This window comes from Skermanella sp. TT6 (assembly GCF_016653635.2).
Lineage (GTDB): Bacteria > Pseudomonadota > Alphaproteobacteria > Azospirillales > Azospirillaceae > Skermanella > Skermanella cutis.
The window spans coordinates 1-20,917 of record NZ_CP067420.1 but is presented as its reverse complement, the minus strand read 5'-3'; the positions used below and the strand labels follow the sequence as shown (position 1 = coordinate 20,917).

Genomic DNA, 20,917 nt, shown 5'->3' with positions numbered 1-20,917 from the left:
GGCACAAGCGGCGAATTGACGCTGTGCGTCATGGCGCCTCCCGACCGGGGTAGGACCATTGGATGGGATGGGTACCGGGGCGCCGGACTCCAAATCCGGGATCATGCCTGTCGCACCGTCCCCACCTCTTGCCGCACCGGCCATGCTCCGCGCCCTGCCCCAGGTCCAGAAGCTGCTGGAGAGTGCCGAGGCCGCCGCCCTCCTGGCGGAGTTCCCGCGCGCGCTGGTGACCGAGGCGGTCCGCGGCGCGCTCGACGCGCTGCGCCGCGCCGTGCTGGACGGGGCCGCGTGCTTCGAGAATTTTCCCGCGGACAGCTTCTTCGACTCGGTCCGGTCGGCGCTGGAACCGCTGCGCCATGACCGGATGCGCCGGGTGATCAACGGCACCGGCATCGTGATCCACACCAACCTGGGCCGCGCTCCCCTGGCGGAACCGGCGGTGACGGCGATCGCCGATGTCGCCGCCGGCTACACGAACCTGGAATTCGACCTGGAGAGCGGCGCCCGCGGATCGCGCTACGCCGCCGTCACCGGCCTGCTGTGCCGGCTTACCGGGGCGGAGGCGGCCCTGGTGGTCAACAACAATGCCGCCGCCGTACTGCTGGCGCTGAGCGTCGTGGCCGGGGGCGGCGAGGCCCTGGTCTCCCGCTCCGAGCTGGTGGAGATCGGCGGCTCCTTCCGGGTGCCCGACGTGATCCGCCAGGGCGGCGCCCGGCTGGTCGAGGTCGGAACCACCAACAAGACGCGGACGTCCGACTACGAGGCGGCGATCACGCCGGAGACCCGGGTGATCCTGAAGGTCCACCAGAGCAATTACCGCATCGTCGGCTTCACCAGCGCACCCGACCTTGCCGAGCTGGCGGAACTGGGCCGGCGGCGCGGGCTGGTGGTTATGGAGGATCTGGGAAGCGGCACCCTGCTCGACCTGCGCGACATCGGCCTGCCCCACGAACCGACCGTGGGGGAAAGCATCGCATCGGGCATCGATCTGGTGATGTTCAGCGCGGACAAGTTGCTAGGGGGTCCGCAAGCTGGCATCATAGTAGGCCGTCGCGACCTGATTGTCCAGTTAAAGAAGCATCCGCTGCTGCGGGCGGTCCGGATCGACAAGCTGTCGCTGGCGGCGCTGGAAGCCACGCTGAAGCTGTACCTGGACCCTGCCCGAGTGGTGGCTGCCGTGCCGGTGCTCGCCATGCTGGCGGCGCCGCTGCCCCTGCTGGAGGAGCGGGCCGGCCGGCTGGCGGAACTGCTGGCCGGCATCGACGGGCTGGAGGTCGCGGGCGCCGAAGGCAAGAGCTATTCGGGCGGCGGCTCCCTTCCGGAGACGGCGCTGCCGACCCGGCTGGTGACGCTTCGGGCGGCGGGGGTGGGCACGGCGGAGCTGGCGCGGCGGCTCAGGCTGCACCGGCCGGCGGTGGTCGGCAGGATCGCCGCGGACCGGTTCGTCCTGGACGTGAGGACGCTGGCCGACGCGGACCTGCCGGTGATCGCGACGGCAATCCGGGAGGCAATCCGGGAGGCGGTCCGGGGAGTCCCGGCCCCATGAGGAGCGCGCTGGTCGGCGTGATCGGCCATGTGGACCACGGCAAGACGGCCCTGGTCAGGGCGCTGACCGGGATCGACACGGACCGGCTGGAGGAGGAGAAGCGGCGCGGCATCTCAATCGCGCTGGGCTTCGCCCATCTGGCGGTGCCGGGCGGGGAGATCGACCTGATCGACATGCCCGGCCACGAACGCTTCGTCCGCACCATGATCTCAGGCGCCACCGGCATCGACGCGGTCCTGCTGGTGGTCGCGGCGAACGAAGGGATCAAGCCGCAGACCGTCGAGCACGTGGAAATCGCCGGCCTGATCGGCGTGAAGCGGGGCATCGTCGCGGTCGCCAAGTGCGACCTGGTGGATGCCGCAGGGGCCGAGGCCGCCGGACGGGCCGCCTGCGAGCTGGCGCGGGCCGCAGGCATCGCGGAGGTCACGGCGGTCCCGACCTCCGCCGTGACGGGAGCGGGCCTGGACCGGCTGCGCGAGGTGCTGGCAACCTTGCCCCGCGGCTCCGGGACCGGGGTGGATGCGGGGGTCTTCTATCTGCCGGCCGACCGGGTCTTCGCGGTGGCCGGCTTCGGGACGGTCGCGACGGGCACGCTGCGGCGCGGCGCGCTGCGGGTCGGCGACGCGGTGGAGATCCAGCCGGGCGGGCGGAGCGCGCGGGTCCGCAGCCTCCAGATCCATGGCCGGGCGGTCGACACCGCCGGGGCCGGTCGGCGCACCGCCGTCAACCTGCGCGGGGTCGAACGCTCCGATCTGGCCCGGGGGGCGGCCTTGGCGACGCCTGGCCTGCTGGTCCCCTCCGCCTGGCTCGACGTGGATCTGCGGCTGCTGCCCTCCGCCGGCCGGGATCTCGGGAGCGGGTCGGCGGTCCGCCTGCTGGTCGGCACCACGGAGACCTCGGCACGGATCCGGCTGCTGGACCGGGACCGGCTGGAGCCGGGGGACCGCGCCCCGGTCCAGCTCCAGGCCGGCGAGCCGGTCGCGGTGCCGGCCGGCGAACCCTTCATCATCCGCACGCCCTCGCCGCCGGCCACGATCGGCGGCGGGCGGATCCTCGACCCGGCGTCCCGAAGGCGCCGGCGCCATGACGCCGCCGCGCTGGAGTTCCTCAGCGTGCTGGCGACCGGGGCGCCGGCCGCCGTGGTCGCGGCCCGGCTTCGGGCCGCCGGCGCCGAGGGGTGTACGGTCGCGGAGCTGTGCCGGCTGCTGGCGGTTTCACGTGAAATGCTGCGCGGCATCCTGCCCGGCGCGGGGGCCGAGCTTCTGGGCGAGGATGCCGTGCTCCTGGCGGAGGTGCTGCGCGACCAGGAATGCCGCCTGCTGGCGCTGGTCGAGGAGCATCACCGCCGCCACCCGACCGAGCCGGGCCTGCCCCGGGAGCGGCTGGACCGCACTGCCGCCGTCCTGGCCACCGGTTTGGTCCGCCAAGGCGTCCTGGCCAATGACGGGGGACGGCTGCGCCACCGGGATTTCAATCCGGCGGCCCTGATGTCCGATCGGGACCGGAGCGTCATCGAGGATGTCGAGACGCCCTTCCGCGAGGGCGGGCTGACGCCGCCGGACCTCGCCGCCGTGGTCGGTTCGGACAAGGCCCGGTTCCAGGCGGTGCGCTATCTGGTCCGCACCGGGACGCTGGTCCGGACCACCGACCGGGTGCAGAAGCGCGATATCCTGTTCCACCGGGACGCGGTCGCCAAGGCGAAGCGGATCATGGCGATCCACCTCGCCGACCGGGCCGGCGGCTTCCTGGTCGCCGACCTGGGCCGGCTGCTCGGCATCTCGCGGAAGTTCAGCATCCCGCTGCTGGAACACCTGGACGCCGACGGCTTCACGCGGCGCCAGGACGACCGCCGCGTGATCGCCCGGGCGGAGGAACGGACGCCCTGAGCGCGTAACCGGGGTCGGTGGGCCGGGGAACCGGGGTCAGACCACCATTTCCCATCGGCGTCGTGCCATGGTAGCGTTCCGGGAAAATGGTGGTCTGACCCCGGTTCCCCTCGTCGGCGCCAAATCCAGTCAGAACCGGCACCGGGTTTCCGGCCGGTCGTCGCCCAGGCTGTCCAGCTCCGTCACCTGGTGCAGGAAGCCTTCCTGGGGGGAGACGGAGACCAGCATGCGCGGGTTGACCAGCAGGATCGGCTGGCGCATCTGGCCGTCCCAGGGGCGGAAGCTGAGCGGCTGGCCCTTGAAGCCGCCCAGCGCGAAGTCGGGGCTGCGGATGAAGCCCTCGATCGTCTTGGGATCGGCCGAGTTGGTCCGGGTCGCGGCCTCGCCGATGGTGCGGACCGCCAGCCAGGCTGTGTGGTCGCGCTCGGTCATGCTGCGGCCGGCCTGACGCTCGAACCGGCGCTGGAGCTGGGTGGCACCCCAGTTCTCGGTCACCCTGGACCAGGCGGTGGGCACCAAACCCTGGGTCCCGCCGACCGGGCGCGGCCGGGCGGTCCGATGCACCAGGTACTCGCCGAACTGGTCCTCCTCGTCGGCGACGATCAGGATGTCGTAGTCGTCCACCTGGGTGAACCCCTGGATCGCGTCGCGCTCGTTGACGGCGCCGCTGTCGGTGCGGCGGTTGCCCACCTCGAAGGTCCAGGGCTTGTCCACCACGATGCGGGTGTTGTAGCGCTTGGCGGTCCTGCGGATCGCCTCGGCCAGCTTCTTGTCGCCCTCGCCCGGCCCCTCGACCAGGAACCAGCGGGTCCAGCGCTTGAACACGAGGTACTGGCCTAGGGCGTCCGCCAGCATGGCCCGGCTGGGGATGGTGTGCAGGACGTTGGCGCGGCACTGGTCGCGGCGCAGGCTGTCGTCCCGCGCCCGGGCATTGAGGATCAGGGCGTCGCCGGCTTCCGGCAGGTCGGCGACGGCGAGCAGGGCCTGGGCCGGCAGGTCGGAGACGATCAGCCGGACGCCGCGTCCCAGCATCTCGCGCGCGGCGGCGGCGGGGTCCCCGTCCTCCGGCACGATCGCCTCGTCCAGCTTGAAGTCCTGGCCGAGCAGCCGGCCGGTGGTGGCGTTGTCCTTGAGCCCGAGCTGGGCGCCCTGGATGCCCTCGTCCTCCAGGATCGGCTCGACGAAGGACAGCGGCTCGCGCGGGGGGTCCTGGCGGCCGAGATATCCGATGGTCACCTCCACGGCACGGGCCGGGATGGCGGCAGTGGCGACTAAGGCGCCGGCGGCGGCCGCGACGCAGGCGGCCCGGATGGTTCTGGACAGTTTCATTCGTTTCTTCCTCCCTGTCGTCCTATGTGCTCCCGGATCAGTCCAGGAAAAGGTCGGACATCAGGGGTTTCGACGGATCGACGGCATAGGGGGCGAGGTCGGTGATCCCTTCCTCCCTCAGCACCTCGTCGTCGATGAAGAAATTGCCGGTGCAGGTCCGGCTGTCGCGGCACAGGATGGCGTGGGCCGCGTCGGCGACGATCTCCGGCTTGCGGCCGGTCCCCGGATCGACGCCGGGGATCATGGCGAGGGCGGCGGTCGCGATCAGGGTGCGCGGCCACAGGGCGTTGACCGCGATGCCGACGTCCCGGAACTCGGCGCCCATGCCCAGCACGCACATGCTCATGCCGTATTTCGCCATGGTGTAGGCCGTGTGGTCCTTGAACCATTTCGGCGCCATCGCGAGCGGCGGCGACAGCATCAGGATATGGGGATTGGCGGCCTTGCTGAGATGCGGGATGCAGGCCTGCGACGTGGCGAAGGTGCCGCGCGCGTTGACGCCCATCATCAGGTCGAAGCGCTTCATCGGCGTTTCCAGGGTGCCGGTCAGGCTGATGGCGCTGGCGTTGTTGACCAGGATGTCGATCCCGCCGAACGTCTCCACCGCCCGGGCGACGCCGGCGGCGATCTGTGCCTCGTCGCGGATATCGACCTGGACGGCAAGCGCCTTGCCGCCGACGGCCTCGATCTCCTCCGCCGCGCTGTGGATGGTGCCGGGAAGCTTGGGGTGGGCCTCGGTCGTCTTGGCGGCGATGACGATGTTGGCGCCGTCGCGCGCCGCGCGCAGGGCTATGGCCTTGCCGATGCCGCGGCTGGCGCCGGTGATGAACAGGGTCTTGCCCGAAAGGGTGCCGGTGCCGGCGGGTGCCATGGTCGTTTCCTCCGAAGTCGCGGTGCGGCTGGTTCTCTCGCGGTCACTTGCCGGTGAAGGAAGGCTTGCGCTTCTCCAGGAAGGCGGCGACACCCTCCGCGAAGTCGGAGGTCACGGCGCTGGCGGCGAACCGCTCGGCCTCGGCCTGGAGCTGGGTTTCCAGGGTCGTGTTGAGCGATGCGTTGAGCAGCTGCTTGGTCCGCCCATAGGCCGCGGTCGGGCCGGCCGCGAGCCGGTTGGCGAGCTTGGCGGTCTCGTCCTCCAGGTTGGCGGAGGTGACGGCGCGGTTGATCAGGCCGAGGCTTTCGGCGTCGGTGGCGCTGAAGCGATCGCCCAGCAGCGCGATCTCCATCGCCTTCTTCATGCCGACGGAGCGGGCCAGATGGAAGGTCGAGCCGCCGTCCGGACTGACGCCGATGTGGCAATAGGCCAGCGTGAAGACGGCGTCGTCGGCCGCGATGGCGAGGTCGCAGGCCAGCACGAGGCTGACCCCGAAACCCGCGGCGGCGCCGCGCACGCTGGCGACGACCGGCTTGGGCATGCGCCGCAGGATGACGATGGATTCGTGGACCTGATGGATCAGACGCTCGAAATAGCTGCGCCTGGCGCCGCTGGATTCGGCCAGCAGGGCGGAGAACATCTTGATGTCGCCGCCGGCCATGAAATTGTCGCCGGCACCGCGGATCACCACCGCGCGGACCGCGTCGTCCTCCTCGCAGCGGGACAGGCCGGCCGACAGCCCCTCGGCAAGCTTGGTGTCGAGGGCGTTGAGCGCGCCCGGCCGGTTGAGCGTCAGCGTCGCGACGCCCCCCGCGATGTCGAGCAGTACCCGATCGTTGATGTCGGTGGTCAAGGCATGTCCCTTCCTGGCGGCTTGTCCATGGCATGCCCCGTGCCGCGCCGCCACGGCCGGGAGCTTGTCATCCTTGCCATCGGGATCGGCGGCTCGTGTCGGCGAATGCCGCCGATCCGGACGGTGTGACAAGGTACCCGTTGACGGGATGACGCTCAACAGGAGCGCGGTCCGGGTTGTTCGAGGGCGGCACCGTTCCAGGGCGGAGAATGTCATGATTCGTCATCATCGGCGCCGGGCCGGGAAGGTCGGAGCAGGAGCCGAAGCAGGGGCCGAAGCCGCGGAGGCCGGGGCCGGTTCGCGCAGCCGGAGGCGATCCTCGGGCCATTGGTCGGCCGGCAGCAGCCGATATTCCTCGTCGAAGAACGCTTCGGGCTCCTCACCGTTCCGGATGCGCGGGATCAATTGGGTGTGGTGCCTCTCGATCAGCTTCCGGCACAGGGATCGCCGCTCCGCCTTCGCCTCGCGGGCCTTGCTCTCCTCCTCCGGGTCCGGGCGGACGGGGGCGGCCTCGATCGGAGGGATGGACTCCGGCGGCATCGGCGGGTCGAACAGGATGTTGCTGAAATTATCCACGTCGCCGGGGGGACCGTCGGATTCCTCGGTGGGGGCGGGAACCTGGCCGTCACCATCCCCGGCACGGGCGGCGGACCCGCGCGCCGCCGGCTTGGCGACGGCGAGGCCGCGGAACCGGGCGATCTGGTCCACGGCGCGCAGGGCCGCGGAGTGGCGATGGCGATCCACCGCGTCGAGCATGACGCGCTTGAGGATGCCGACCAGCTCGTCGGTTTCCTCCCGCTGGCGCCGGTCCTCCTCGGCGGCGAGGTGGGCCACCCGGGCGGCGACCTCGCCCTCCTTCATCAGGCGCGAGCCGGTCTGGCGCGCGCTGTCATGGGCATAGCCGGAGAGCCGCGCCGCCTCCGCCAGGCTGCGGCCGGCCGCGACGTGGCGGGCGAAGGCTTCACGGCGGCGGGGGAGCTGGGGGATTACTTCGGGCATGACGGGGCTCTCCGGGCGGGGGATAGATTCTAGGTGTTTTATCCTTTTTTATTCAGGAATTCAATCTTAAGATCGGCAGGCGTGAGCCCTGGGAGGGTGCGCGTCCCGCGCACCGTAGGCGGCGGGACGCCGCCGCTGCGCCAAGCCGGCTACCGGCCGGGAAGCGGCGCCGAGGTGCGGGGAGCGCGGGGGCCGCCCTTGGGGCGCGCGGCCTCGACCATCATCATCTCGCCGACATTCTCCGGGGTGATCAGCCCGACCAGACGGCCGGCGCTGTCGTTGATGCCGATGGCGGGAAGGCGGTTCTCCTGCATCAGGCGCAGGGCCTCCTCCAGGTTCTGGCGCTGGCCGATCACGGGAATGTCGGAGCGCATCACCTCCAGCACGGGAGTGTCGGGACCGCGATCCCGCAGGGCCTTGATCATGTCGTCGCGGGTCAGCACCCCGCGCAGCCGGCCGGAGCCGTCCACGACGGGGAACTCGTGCTGCGTGGTGTGGATCAGGCACTGCACGGCGTCCTCGACGACGCTGGCCGGGGACAGGCTTTGGAACTGGGTGATCATGGCGTCCCCGGCCATGACCCCGCGGGAGACCTCGCGGATCTGCACGGCATGGGCTTCCGACGAGGCGGCGAGATAGACGAACAGCGCGATGAACAGCAGCAGGGGATTGCCGAACAGGCCCAGCAGGCCGAACACGAAGGCGACGCCCTGCCCGATCGTGGCGGCCACCGCCGTGCCGCGCCCATAGCCCATGCGCCGGGCCAGGAAGGCCCGCAGGACCCGGCCGCCATCCATGGGAAAGGCGGGGATCAGGTTGAACAGCACCAGGAACACGTTAACCCAGGCGAGCCGGGCCAGCATGCTGACGCCGGGATTCTGGACCTCCGCCCCCTCGGCCGGCAGGCCGGCTCCCAGCGGAAAGCCGCCGGCCAGGAGGGTCACGTAGAGGACGGCGGCGATCACGACGTTGACGGCAGGCCCGGCCAGCGCGATCACCAGTTCCTGCGACGGCTTCTCGGGGATGCGCTCCAGCCGCGCCACGCCGCCGATCGGCAGCAGGGTGATGTCCGGCGTCCGCACCCCGTACCGCCGGGCCGCGAAGACATGCCCGAACTCGTGCAGCAGCACGCAGGCGAACAGCAGCACGATGAAGACGACGCCTTCCAGCGCCGCCGGCCCGCCGCCCTGGGCGTAGTGCATCGCGCCGATCCAGACGAGGAAGAGAAGGAAGGTGACGTGGATCCGGATGACCGTGCCCTTGACGGTCCCGATGGGGATTGACCAGCTCATGGCAGCCCTCGCGTTCGATGCCCGGTTCTATGCTCTGCGGGTTCACCGGAGAGGAACAGGCCGATGCGGGATTCCGTGCCGTGATCATGCAGGGTGCGGCGGATGGGCGCGGGAGCGCCGACGGGATGGCCGGGCGATCAAACGGCCTGCCCCGGGGCTTTCGATCGAAGCGCAGCGGCATTCGCTGCCAGCATCCCTGTCGTGCTACCGGGCGATGCTTTCGAGTTCGGCAATCCTCTTCTTCAGGCCCGAGGAAAAGTCCCTGTCTTCGGACTCCAGGATCCTGTTCGCCGCCTTGACGACCTCGGCTTCGATTACCGCATCCCTCGGGATCCTGCCCTGTCGAAAGAACCAGAGGGCAACATCGGGCCAGTCCCACAGCGGACTGTCAGTCGTGATCTTGACGACCGGTGCCGGAAAATCCTTGCCCCTCTGCCCCTTGGAATATTGCGTGATCGCTTGCCGCGTCATCCCGACACGCGATGCGATCTCTGACAGGTTTACCAGCGGATCCGGCTCGACCCTGTTCACCGCGGCTCCGGTCGAACTTACGGCCTCGATTGCGGAAGACACGGCCTCATCGATGGACTCCGCGTCGCGGGCGAAATCCAGGATGATATGCCCCTTCTGAAACGAGATCGTCGCGTCGTCGCAGCCGGCATCGTAGAAGCGGGACTCGAAATCGTCGGCCTCAGGATCCAGGCCCGAAGCGATGATGCTGAACTCAAAAGTCTTCATCGTCTGCTTCCCTCCCGTGGGGACACCGCTTCACTGCGCGCCTTATCTGCCGGGCATGAGCTTCGGCATTCCTGGGAGTGCCGTTGACCCCGACCTGGCAACCATCCCTGTCCGCGTGGGCGCAGAACAACCTGCCCCAATGACCAAGGGGGCGGAAAACCCATCCCTGGGCTTCCGCCTGGGAGATGGCTTCCTCGACCTCTGCTGGTGTGCCACGGCCTAGCCATTCCAAAGTCTTGATGTAGCGGCCCCGTTGACAAATGTCAACATGCCCTTGGCTCCTGACCTTTAACAATTTTGCTAAATTGAATGTATCGGGTGCGATAGCATGCGCGAGCCGAAATGCACAGGTGGATAATGTCGGCGTTCGCCCTCACGGTCGAAGGCCGGCCCGCGCGGGGGCTTCCCGGCGGGCGGCGGCCGATAGGCTGACGTCGGAAAGGGGGGTGGTTAGCGAAGATGGGAACTGTGGTCCGGCACTCTCACAGGCGGAGCGTCCTGAGGCGCAGGGCGTTGCCGATCACGCTGACGGAGCTGAGCGCCATCGCGGCTGCGGCGATGATCGGGCTGAGGGTCCAGCCGAACAGCGGATAGAACAGGCCGGCGGCGACGGGGACGCCCAGCGCGTTGTAGACGAAGGCCAGGACGAGGTTCTGGCGGATGTTGGACATGGTGGCCCGGCTGAGCGTCCGCGCCCGCGCGATGCCCGCCAGATCGCCCTTCACCAGGGTCACGCCGGCGCTCCGGATGGCGACGTCGGTTCCGGTGCCCATGGCGACCCCGACGTCGGCCTCGGCCAGGGCCGGCGCGTCGTTGACGCCGTCGCCCGCCATGGCGACGATGCGGCCCTGGGCCTTGAGGCGTTTCACGACCCGGTTCTTGTCCTCGGGCAGGACCTCCGCCTCGATGTCGGGGATGCCGAGGGTCCGGGCCACGGCTTCGGCGGTGGTCCGGTTGTCGCCGGTCAGCATCACGATGCGGATGCCGTCCTCGCGCAGCCTGGCGAGCGCCTCCGGCGTGCTGGCCTTGACCGGGTCGGCGACGGCGATCACGCCGCCGGGCCTGCCGTCGATCGACGCGAACAGCGCCGTCGCGCCGTCGCGCCGAAGCGCGTCGGCGCGGCTCTCCAGGTCGCCCGGATCGACGCCCTGGTCCCGCATCATGGCGGCGTTGCCCAGGGAGACCGCGCGCCCGCCGACATGCCCGGCCACGCCCTTGCCGGTCACCGACCCGAAGCCGGTCACGTCGAGGGGGTCCAGCCCGCGGTCCCGGGCGGCGGAGACGATGGCCGCCGCCAGCGGGTGCTCGCTCGACCGTTCCAGCCCGGCGGCCAGCGACAGGACCGTCGCCTCGTCGAAGCCCGGCGCCGGGACGACGGCGACGACGCGGGGCCGGCCCTCGGTCAGCGTGCCGGTCTTGTCCACGACCAGCGTGTCCACCTTCTCGAACCGCTCCAGCGCCTCCGCGTTCTTGATCAGCACGCCCGCGCCCGCTCCCTTGCCGACCCCGACCATGATGGACATCGGCGTCGCCAGCCCCAGGGCGCAGGGACAGGCGATGATCAGGACCGAGACGGCGGCGATGAGGGCGTGGGCGAAGGCGGGGGACGGCCCCCAGGCCATCCAGGCGGCGAAGGCCAGCACGGCCACGACGATCACGGAGGGCACGAACCAGGCGGACACGATGTCGGCGAGCCGCTGGATGGGAGCCCGGCTGCGCTGGGCCTCCGCGACCATGGCGACGATGCGGGACAGCATCGTGTCGGAACCGACCCCGTCCGCCCGCACGACCAGCGCGCCGGTCTGGTTGAGGGTGCCGCCGATGACCTTCGCCCCCGGCTCCTTCTCCACCGGCATCGACTCGCCGGTCACCATGGATTCGTCCACGGCGCCGCGCCCGTCGAGGACGGTCCCGTCCACCGGGACGCTCTCGCCGGGCCTGACCCGCAGGCGGTCGCCGACCCGCACCCGGTCGAGCGGAACCTCCTCGTCCTCGCCGCCGTCGCGGATGCGCCGCGCCGTCTTGGGCGCCAGGTTCAGCAGGGCCTTGATGGCGCCGCCGGTCCGTTCCCGCGCGCGGAGTTCCAGCACCTGCCCCAGCAGCACCAGGACGGTGATGACGGCCGCCGCCTCGTAATAGACCGCGACCAAGCCCTCGGCGCCGCGGAACCCGGCCGGGAAGAGGCCCGGCAGGAAGGTGGCGACGAGGCTGAACAGGTAGGCGGCGCCCACGCCGAGCGCGATCAGCGAGAACATGTTGAGGCGGCGGGTGACGAAGGACCGCCAGCCGCGTTCGAGCAGCGGCCACCCGGCCCAAAGGACGACCGGCGTGGCCAGCAGGAACTGGATCCACAGGGAGACGCGGGGCGGCAGGATACCATGGAGCCCCATGCCGGGGAGGTGCGCCGCCATCTCCAGGATGAACAGGGGGACGGTCAGGACGGCGCCGATGCGGAAACGCCGGGTCATGTCGGCGAGTTCGGGGTTCGACCCGTCCTCCGCGCCGCCCGCGACCGGCTCCAGCGCCATGCCGCAGATGGGACAGGTGCCGGGGCCTTCCTGGCGGATCTCCGGATGCATCGGGCAGGTGTAGAGGGCGCCTTGCCCGGCTGGCTCCGGCGGCGCGCCCGCGGCGTTCAGGTAGCGGTCGGGATCGGCGACGAACCTGTCATGGCAGGCGGAGGAGCAGAAATGCAGGGTCCGCCCGCCATGCTCGGCGCGGTGCCGGGATGTGGCCGGATCCACGGCCATGCCGCAGACGGGGTCCTTCGCCGTCGGCTTGCCCCGGTCCGGATGGGAATGGCCGTGGTGATGGCCGTGATGATTGCCTGCGGGATGCGGATCGGCCATGCCGGTCCTCCGTTTCCTTGTGCGTCATCGCCGGCCCGCCGGGCCGGGATCAGTGCCGCGCGTAGACCTTGGCGCCGCCGCCGGCGTCGAACAGGATCACGTCGTAGGGCTGGCCGGTGCCCATATCCATGCCGGGCGCGTCCGCCGGCATTCCGGGTGCGGACAGCCCCGTCGCCTTCGGCTTCTCCGCGAGCAGGCGCAGGACGTCCGTCGCCGGGACATGTCCCTCGACCACGTAGCCGCCGACCTTTGCGGTGTGGCAGGAGCCGAGCGCGTCGGGGACGCCGCTGGCCGTCTTGACCGGCTGGACGTCCTCGATGTCGTGGACCTTCACGGTGAAGCCGGCTGCCTGCATGTGCTTCACCCAGCCGCCGCAGCAGCCGCAGCTGGGGGATTTCCAGACTTCCACCTCCTGGCCGGCGGCGGCCGGGTCGGCATGGGCGGGCATGACGGGGGCGAAGGCGGCGGCACCGATCGCGAGGGCGCCGGTCAGGGCGGCGAGCAGGGTCTTGCTGGTCTTCATGATACCTCCCGGAGCGGGGCGCCCGCACCGCATGCGGGCGCCCCCGAGGGTTTTCGGCGGATCGGTTCCAGGCGGCGGGAACCGCCCCACTCACATCATGCCCATGGGGCCGGAAAGCAACCTCTCGGCCTTTTCCCGCTGATCCTCGGACAGGGCGGCGAACAGGGGGCCGGCGGCGGCGTTCAGCGCGCTCATCGCCTCGGCGCGGGCCGTCATGATCCGGGCGCGCCGCCCGAGACGCTCCTGCCAATCCGAAGAGGCGGCGGCTTCCAGGCTCATCATCTGCCGGTGCATGGTCCGATGGGTCTCCGCGTTCCGGCGCATCGCGTCGGCGAAGTCGTTCCAGACATTCTGCTGCGCGTCGGTGATGCCGATCTCGGCCTTCAGGAAGGCGACGCGGCCCTCGACATGCTCGAAGGGCATGCCCATGCCGCCACCCATGCCGCCCTGGCCCATGCCGCCCTGGCCCATCCCCTGCATCATGGGCATGCCTGCGGAACTGCCGCCCTGGCCGGAGCGCATCATCGGGCAGCCCGTCATCATGCCGCCTTGGCCCATCATGCCGCCCTGATGGCCGCCCATGGACATGCCCTGCATCGGCATCCGCTGGCCGCCCATGCCCGGCATTCCCATGCCGGCGCCCGGCTGCGGCGCCGGATCGGGGGCGGGCTGCGCCTGCGCGGTCTGGCCGGCGGGATGGTGGGCTTGGTGGTCATCCCCCGGGGGCCGGGGTTGCGGCTGGGCCTGGGCGAGGGCCGCCGAGGCCAGCAGAACGAAGGCGGGGAGAGTCATGCGGGTAAAGGTCTTCATCATTTCCTCCTGGAGATCCATGCCGTCTCCGCGACGGGGCGCGAAGGGACGGCGGAGCGACGGGCAAGCCGGGTTCGACTCCCGCCGCCGGGCAAGCCGGCGTTCCGGGCCGATCAGGCGAGCGGTCTGGGAGGATGAAGGACGGGAGCCGGATCTATGCCATCCAGCAATGCGGCGGCCGGCGGCAGCTCCGACCCGGCGGGCGGGCCGATCAGCGGCAGGACGAAGGAAGCGGGAAGACCGCCGGTCACCGTCATGCACTGGAGGCCGATGCGGCATTTGAGGCCGGCATCTCCCCTGCCGGCGCAGTCACCCCCGTCCATACCGGACGCGAGGGTTGTCGCGGGTCCGGCGAGATGGCCTTCCGGTCCGGCGGATTGGTCGGCGACATGGTCGCAGCCGTGCCGGAGGTGATGGGCGAGCGCGGCGTCCGACACGAACGCGGCCCCGGGCAGCGCCAGCAGGAGCAGGCACGCCACCACGGTCCTCGCGATCTTGCCGATACCGTTTCGCATCCTCGAAGGTCTCGCCAGCGTCTCCGGAATTCGGGCTTTCCGCAGCCTCGTCCCGAGTGTACGCGATGTTCAGCCGCGGACCTTGATCCGCATCAAGATCCGGCCCGGAAAACAGACAACACAAACCTCAAACGTCCAGGTTCGCCACCTTCAGCGCGTTGTCCTGGATGAATTCCCGCCGGGGCTCCACGATGTCGCCCATCAGGGTGCTGAAGACCTCCTCGGCCTCGTCGGCGTGGTTGACCTTGACCTGGAGCAGGGAGCGCTTGGTCGGGTCCAGGGTGGTTTCCCAGAGCTGCTCGGGGTTCATCTCGCCCAGGCCCTTGTAGCGCTGGATGGTCACGCCATGGCGGCCCAGTTCCATGATCGCGTCGAGCAGGGCCAGGGGGCCGGTGATCGGGCGGAGTTCCTTGTCCTTGTGGGTCAGGCGGCCGATGCCGGCGTAGTTGGCCTTGAGCGAGGCGGCCATGGTGTTGAGGGTGCGGGCCTCGACGCTTTTCAGGAGGTCGCGGTCCAGGACGTGGCGGTGGGTCACGCCGCGCCGGGTGCGGGAGATCACCAGGGCATCCTGGTTGGCGCCGCCCTGCCAGCCGCCGCCGGTCATGCCGTCGCTGTCGGACAGGGCGTTGAGGCGCGTCGCGATCTCCGTTGCCAGCGCGCCGGCGCGCTCGGGGTCGTTGAGGATCGCCAGGTCGTAGGCGCCGGCGATGGCGGCCTGCTCGACCACGCGCAGGCTGCCGGCCTTGCGGGTCACGGTCTCCATCGGTCCGCGCGCGGCGCGGGCCTGCTCCACCAGGGCCTTCAGGCGCTCGCCGACAACCATCACGCCGTCGGACGAGGGACTGAAGATCACGTCGTCGATGCCCTCGTCGGTCAGGTAATCCTCCAGCGCCTTGTCGTCCTTCAGGTACCGCTCGCGCGAGTTGCCGCGCTTGATCCGGTAGAGCGGCGGCTGGGCGATGTACAGGTAGCCCTGCTCGATCACCTGCGGCATCTGGCGGTAGAAGAAGGTCAGCAGCAGCGTGCGGATGTGGGAGCCGTCCACATCGGCGTCGGTCATGATGATGATCTTGTGGTAGCGCGTCTTGGCGACGTCGAACTCCTCCCGGCCGATGCCGGTGCCCAGCGCCGCGATCAGCGTACCGATCTCCGCCGAGGAGAGCATCTTGTCGAAGCGCGCCCGCTCCACGTTCAGGATCTTGCCGCGGAGCGGCAGGATCGCCTGGTACTGGCGCGAGCGGCCCTGCTTGGCCGAGCCGCCCGCCGAGTCGCCCTCGACGATGAACAGTTCGGACAGCGCCGGGTCGCGCTCCTGGCAGTCGGCCAGCTTGCCCGGCAGCGAGGTGATGTCCAGCGCGCCCTTGCGCCGGGTCAGCTCGCGCGCCTTGCGGGCGGCCTCGCGGGCGGCGGCGGCCTCCACCACCTTGGCGGTGATCCGCTTGGCCTCGTTCGGGTGCTCCTCGAACCAGGTGGCGAGCGCCTCCGATATGGCCGACTCGACCACGGGCCGGACCTCGGACGAGACCAGCTTGTCCTTGGTCTGGCTGGAGAACTTGGGATCCGGCACCTTGACCGACAGCACGCAGGTCAGGCCCTCGCGCATGTCGTCGCCGGTCAGGTTGACCTTCTCCTTCTTGGCGATGCCGGATTCCGTGGCGTAGTTGTTCAGCGTGCGGGTCAGCGCCGCCCGGAAGCCGGCCAGGTGGGTGCCGCCGTCACGCTGCGGGATGTTGTTGGTGAAGCACAGCATCGTCTCGTGATAGCTGTCGTTCCACTGGAGCGCCGCCTCGACCGTGATCTCTCCGCCCAGCTCGCTGGGGCGGACGGCGGACAGGGCGATCGCCGGCTTGTGCAGCGCCGCCTTGGAGCGGTCCAGGTACTGCACGAAGGCTTCCAGCCCGCCCTCGTAATGGAGGTCGACGACCTTGGGCTCGACCCCGCGGGCGTCGGTGAGCTGGAGATAGACGCCGGAATTGAGGAAGGCCAGCTCGCGCAGCCGGTGCTCCAGCGTGCCGAAGTCGAAGTCGGTCTTGGTGAAGGTGGCCTTGGACGGCAGGAAGGTCACCTCGGTGCCGGTCAGCGGCTTGCCGCCGACGAGCGGCGCCTCGCCCGAGTCCTTCAGCGGCTCGACCCGGTCGCCGTGGCGGAAATCCATCTCCCAGATCCGGCCGGCGCGCCAGATGCGCAGCGTCAGCAGCTCGGACAGGGCGTTGACCACCGACACGCCGACGCCGTGCAGGCCGCCGGAGACCTTGTAGGAGTTCTGGTCGAACTTTCCGCCGGCATGGAGCTGGGTCATGATGACCTCCGCCGCCGAGACGCCTTCCTCCTCGTGCATGTCCACGGGGATGCCGCGGCCGTTGTCGCGGACCGTGACCGATCCGTCGGCGTTGAGCACCACCTCGACCTTGTCGCAATATCCCGCCAGCGACTCGTCGATGGCGTTGTCCACCACCTCGTAGACCATGTGGTGGAGGCCCGAGCCGTCATCGGTGTCGCCGATATACATGCCAGGGCGCTTCCGCACCGCGTCCAACCCCTTCAACACCTTGATGGAGTGGGCGCCGTATTCCTGCGGAGCGGAGTCGGGTGTCTTGAAAGCTTCCTGTGCCATCGGTCGATACTATCAGAGTTTCGGGGTACATGCCGGGGGATTAATCCCCACGGCGGAGAATTGCGGCGGCTTCCCGCTAGGCCGGATGCACATGGGCGTCCTCCACGCGGAAGAAGCCGGCCCGGTCGCCCAGCTCGGCGAAGATGCCGGCGTCGGTGCCGGTCAGCCAGGCCTGGGCGCCGAGGTCCAGGATCTCTGCGAACAGGGCGCTGCGCCGGTCGGCGTCCAGGTGGGCCGCCACCTCGTCCAGCAGCATCAGGGGCGGCTGGCCGCGCTCGGCCGCCATCAGCCGGGCGTTGGCCAGGACGATGGCGATCAGCAGGGCCTTCTGCTCGCCGGTCGAGCAGAACTCGGCCGGCATGTCCTTGCCGCGGTGGCGGACCGCGAGGTCGCTGCGGTGGGGACCCGCGGTGCCGCCCTCCCCCGCGCTCCCGGAACCGTCGTGGCGGCGGGACTCGGAGAGCCGGCGGCGCAGCGCGTCCTCGGCCGCCAGCGCCGGCTGGTCGGCCAGCCAGTCCTCCACCGTGCCGGAAACCGAGAGGTCGGCGCGGGGGAACGGGCCGGTCGCCTGCTCGCACGCCTGCTGGAGCCGCGCCACCATGTCGCGCCGGGCGGCGGCGACCGCGACGCCGGAGGTCGCCATCTCGTCCTCCAGCGCGGACAGCCAGGAGTCGTCGCCGCGCCCGTCGCGCAGCAGCCGGCTCCGTTCGCGCAGCGCGTGCTCGTAGCGGCTGAGCCGCCCGGCATGGGCCGGGTCGAAGCCGAACACGAGCCGGTCCAGGAAACGGCGCCGGCCGCTCGCCCCCTCGACGAACAGCCGGTCCATCTGGGGCGTCAGCCAGGTCAGCGCCACATGCTCGGCGAGAGCCACCTGGCCGCGCACGGGGTGGCCGTCGATCCGGACGAGGCGGCGCTCCGACTGCCCGTCGGCGGCGCCGTCGCGGCCGGTGCCGATGTCGACCGGGCCGAACGGGGTCGCGACCCGCGCCGCGACCGCCCAGCCGCTGCCTTCCGGCGCGCCGATCCGCTCCACGTCGGCCAGGCGGGCGCGGCGCAGGCCGCGGCCGGGCGACAGGAAGCTGACGGCTTCCAGCAGGTTGGTCTTGCCGGCGCCGTTCGGCCCCGTCAGCACGACGGGGCGCGCGTCGGCGTCGAGACGCGCGCCGTCGTAGCAGCGGAACTGCGTCAGGGTCAGGCGGGTGACCGCCAGCCGGGGGGCTGGCGCATCGCGGAGGGCTATCGGGGCTGGCGGCATCGCAACTGGCGGCATCGGAACTCCGGCCATACCCGCGGCGGCGCCCGGACCCCTGCCCGGCCACGCCGCGAGGGCCGCGCTTCCCGCACGGCCGCGCGTCAAACGCGCATCGGCATCAGAACATACAGGGCCGAACTGTCGGCCACATCCCGGACGATCGTGGGCGACGCGGCGTCGGCCATGGTGAACCGGGCGCCCTCACCCTCGATCTGCTGAGTGATGTCCAATAGATAGCGAGAGTTGAAACCGATTTCGAGGGGGGAGCTGTCATAACTGACCTCCAGCTCCTCGGTGGCGCTGCCGGCCTCGGGGCTGGTCGCCGACAGGGTCAGGTTGCCCCGGTCGATGCTCAGCTTGACCGCCCGGCTCTTCTCGGTCGAGATGGTCGCGACCCGGTCCACCGCGCTGGCGAAGACCCGGCTGTCCACCTCCAGCACCTTGTCGTTTCCGGTCGGGATCACCCGCTCGTAGTCGGGGAAGGTGCCGTCGATCAGCTTCGAGGTCACCGTCACGGCGTCGAAGCCGAAGCGGACCTTGGTCTCGGACAGGCTGACCTCGATCCGGTCGGCCGCCTCGTCGATCAGCTTGCGGATCTCCAGCACGGTCTTGCGCGGCACGATCACGCCGGGAATGCCGGCCGCCCCGTCGGGCAGCGGGATCTCGACCCGGGCCAGCCGGTGGCCGTCGGTCGCGACCGCGCGCAGCACCGGCATCTCCGCCTCGCCGGCGCGCGACTTGGTGGCGTGCAGGTAGATGCCGTTGAGATAGTAGCGGGTCTCCTCCGTGGAGATCGCGAAGCGGGTGCGGTCCACCAAGTTCCGCAGGTCCGACGCGGCGAGGCTGAAGCGGTGCGCCATGTCGCCGCCGGACATCTGGGGGAAGTCCTCGACCGGCAGGCAGCCCAGCTTGAAGTTGGAGCGGCCCGACCGAAGCGTCAGCAGCCCGTTGTCGCCGTAGCTGTCCAGCTCCACCTGGCTGCCGTCGGGCAGCTTGCGGACGATGTCGTACAGGGTGTGGGCCGGCGCCGTGGTCGATCCCGGCTGGGCGATGTCGGCGGGGACGGATTCGACGATCTCCAGGTCCATGTCGGTCGCGGTCAGGGCCAGTTCGCCGTTCTCGGCCTTCAGCATGACGTTGGACAGGATGGGGATCGTGTTCCGGCGTTCCACCACGCTTTGAACATGCCCGAGGGAGCGGAGGAGGGCGGCGCGTTCGATCGTGATTTTCATGCTGATCCGCTGGTCTCGAGGGGCTTTAGCCGGTTCCGACAGGTGTGGCCGCTGCCGCGCGCACCCCGTCGGATACCGCGAAGCGGGCGGCGACTATAGCACACGCATGCGAAAAGCTAACGGATTCCGAACGCGATCCGCCGGCCTGAAGCGGCATGCCGGAACGGTCGCCAGGGCCGCTCAGCCCTCCAGCATGCGGCGCAGCAGCTCGACGTCCTCGGCGAAGCTCTGGTCGGAGGTCCTCAGCTCCTCCACCTTGCGGACGGCGTGCATCACGGTGGTGTGGTCGCGGCCGCCGAACTTGCGGCCGATCTCCGGCAGGGAGCGGGCGGTGAGCTGCTTGGCCAGGTACATGGCGACCTGCCGGGGCCGGGCGACGGCGCGGGCGCGCCGGGCGGAATGCATGTCGGCGAGGCGGATGTTGTAGTGCTCCGCCACCTTCTTCTGGATCTCGTCGATGGTCACGCGGCGGTCGTTGGCCCGAAGCAGGTCGTGCAGGACCTCCTGGGTCGATTCCAGCGTGATGGCCCGGCCGACCAGCTCGGCGTGGGCGACGATGCGGTTCAGGGCGCCTTCCAGCTCGCGGACGTTGGAGGTGATCTTGTGGGCCAGGAACTCCAGGACCTTGGAGTTGATCTGGACGTTCATCGACTCGGCCTTGGCCTGGAGGATGCCGAGCCGGAGCTCGTAGGTGGTCGGGTGTATGTCCGCGACCAGCCCCCAGCCCAGGCGGGAGCGGAGCCGCTCCTCCATCCCTTCCAGGTCGGACGGCGACTTGTCGGCCGAGATCACGACCTGGCGGTTCTGGTCGACCAGGGCGTTGAAGGTGTGGAAGAACTCCTCCTGGGTGCTGTCCTTGCCGCTGATGAACTGTACGTCGTCGATCATCAGCACGTCCACCGACCGGAACTGCTCCTTGAAGGCCATGGTGTCCTTGAAGCGGAGCGCCCGGATGAACTGGTACATGAACTTCTCGGCCGACAGGTACAGAACCCGGCGGTTGGGGTCCTTCTTGCGGATCTGCCAGGCGATGGCGTGCATCAGGTGGGTCTTGCCCAGCCCGACCCCGCCGTAGAGGAACAGCGGGTTGAAGGTGACGGTCGCGGCGTCGGTGACGCGCCGGGCGGCGGCGTGGGCCAGCTCGTTCGGCTTGCCGACGACGAAGTTCTCGAAGGTGAAGCGCGGGTCCAGGTGGGCGAAATGCTCGTCGCGGCCGTCCAGCCCGAGCTGGGCGCCGGAGGTGGGACGCTCCTCCTCCACCTCGTCGGAGGGAATCGGGGCGGACAGGTCGCCCGCCATGTCGCCGGGCAGGCCCATGTCGTCGTTGGCGGAGGCGCCGACGTCCAGCCGGCTGGGCGCCACCACGATGTCCACGGACTGCACGCGCGGGTTCTCCCCGGACCACAGGGCGCGGATCCGGTCGGCATAATGGGTCAGCACCCAGTCGCGCATGAACCGGGTCGGCACGGTGATGCGCACCTCGCCGCCCTTCAGCTCGCTGACGGTGAGCGGCTTCAGCCAGCTCCGATACGCCGTCTCACCGACCTCGTCCTTGAGCCGGCCGCTCACCCGCGCCCATTGCTGATCCAACGAACCGCCTACCGACAT

16 protein-coding genes are annotated in these 20,917 nt (G+C 70.2%); 2 read left to right on the top strand and 14 right to left on the bottom strand.

Translation table 11 applies throughout. The features are described from left to right. Positions 1-103: 103 nt before the first annotated feature. Both selA and selB read left to right on the top strand, forming a co-directional pair. Positions 104-1,546 (top strand): L-seryl-tRNA(Sec) selenium transferase, encoded by a 1,443-nt coding sequence (gene selA / locus IGS68_RS00080; protein WP_201076323.1) that lies wholly within the window; start codon positions 104-106, stop codon positions 1,544-1,546. Further along, positions 1,543-3,432, top strand: a complete 1,890-nt coding sequence (gene selB, locus IGS68_RS00075; RefSeq protein WP_201076322.1) for a selenocysteine-specific translation elongation factor — start codon at positions 1,543-1,545, stop codon at positions 3,430-3,432. The genes selA and selB overlap by 4 nt, the downstream gene beginning before the upstream one ends. 129 nt (positions 3,433-3,561) lie before the next feature. On the opposite strand, the gene IGS68_RS00070 is transcribed toward selB, so the two are convergent. From IGS68_RS00070 to dnaA, 14 genes are all read right to left on the bottom strand, one after another. Continuing rightward, positions 3,562-4,761: an ABC transporter substrate-binding protein gene (locus tag IGS68_RS00070; RefSeq protein ID WP_201076314.1), complete on the bottom strand. Its 1,200-nt coding sequence runs from the start codon at positions 4,759-4,761 to the stop codon at positions 3,562-3,564. A gap of 37 nt (positions 4,762-4,798) precedes the next feature. After that, on the bottom strand, positions 4,799-5,632 hold the full coding sequence (locus IGS68_RS00065) for an SDR family oxidoreductase (RefSeq protein WP_201076312.1): 834 nt from the start codon (positions 5,630-5,632) through the stop codon (positions 4,799-4,801). A gap of 43 nt (positions 5,633-5,675) precedes the next feature. Then, on the bottom strand, positions 5,676-6,485 hold the full coding sequence (locus IGS68_RS00060) for an enoyl-CoA hydratase/isomerase family protein (protein WP_247881106.1): 810 nt from the start codon (positions 6,483-6,485) through the stop codon (positions 5,676-5,678). A 225-nt stretch (positions 6,486-6,710) separates the two neighbouring features. Further along, positions 6,711-7,484, bottom strand: coding sequence for a terminase small subunit (locus tag IGS68_RS00055; RefSeq protein WP_201076308.1), 774 nt, complete (start codon positions 7,482-7,484; stop codon positions 6,711-6,713). 149 nt (positions 7,485-7,633) lie between these two features. Continuing rightward, positions 7,634-8,776 (bottom strand): site-2 protease family protein, encoded by a 1,143-nt coding sequence (locus tag IGS68_RS00050; protein WP_201076306.1) that lies wholly within the window; start codon positions 8,774-8,776, stop codon positions 7,634-7,636. A 204-nt stretch (positions 8,777-8,980) separates the two neighbouring features. Then, a complete protein-coding gene (locus tag IGS68_RS00045; protein WP_201076304.1) occupies positions 8,981-9,514 on the bottom strand; it encodes a hypothetical protein in 534 nt (177 codons plus the stop codon). Positions 9,515-9,996: 482 nt separating this feature from the next. After that, positions 9,997-12,363 (bottom strand): heavy metal translocating P-type ATPase, encoded by a 2,367-nt coding sequence (locus IGS68_RS00040; RefSeq protein ID WP_201076303.1) that lies wholly within the window; start codon positions 12,361-12,363, stop codon positions 9,997-9,999. 49 nt (positions 12,364-12,412) lie between these two features. After that, complete coding sequence (locus IGS68_RS00035; protein ID WP_201076302.1) at positions 12,413-12,886, bottom strand: DUF411 domain-containing protein; 474 nt, start codon at positions 12,884-12,886, stop codon at positions 12,413-12,415. A 90-nt stretch (positions 12,887-12,976) separates the two neighbouring features. Beyond that, positions 12,977-13,699: a Spy/CpxP family protein refolding chaperone gene (locus tag IGS68_RS00030; RefSeq protein ID WP_201076301.1), complete on the bottom strand. Its 723-nt coding sequence runs from the start codon at positions 13,697-13,699 to the stop codon at positions 12,977-12,979. A 110-nt stretch (positions 13,700-13,809) separates the two neighbouring features. Then, positions 13,810-14,211, bottom strand: a complete 402-nt coding sequence (locus IGS68_RS00025) for a hypothetical protein (RefSeq protein WP_201076299.1) — start codon at positions 14,209-14,211, stop codon at positions 13,810-13,812. Positions 14,212-14,338: 127 nt separating this feature from the next. Continuing rightward, positions 14,339-16,825: a DNA topoisomerase (ATP-hydrolyzing) subunit B gene (gyrB, locus tag IGS68_RS00020; protein ID WP_201076296.1), complete on the bottom strand. Its 2,487-nt coding sequence runs from the start codon at positions 16,823-16,825 to the stop codon at positions 14,339-14,341. A 76-nt stretch (positions 16,826-16,901) separates the two neighbouring features. Then, positions 16,902-18,095 (bottom strand): DNA replication/repair protein RecF, encoded by a 1,194-nt coding sequence (gene recF / locus IGS68_RS00015; RefSeq protein ID WP_247881105.1) that lies wholly within the window; start codon positions 18,093-18,095, stop codon positions 16,902-16,904. An 83-nt stretch (positions 18,096-18,178) separates the two neighbouring features. After that, a complete protein-coding gene (gene dnaN / locus IGS68_RS00010) occupies positions 18,179-19,309 on the bottom strand; it encodes a DNA polymerase III subunit beta (protein ID WP_201076287.1) in 1,131 nt (376 codons plus the stop codon). Positions 19,310-19,489: 180 nt separating this feature from the next. Next, the gene (gene dnaA, locus IGS68_RS00005; protein WP_201076286.1) at positions 19,490-20,917 is read right to left on the bottom strand and encodes a chromosomal replication initiator protein DnaA; all 1,428 of its coding nucleotides are present in this window, start codon (positions 20,915-20,917) and stop codon (positions 19,490-19,492) included.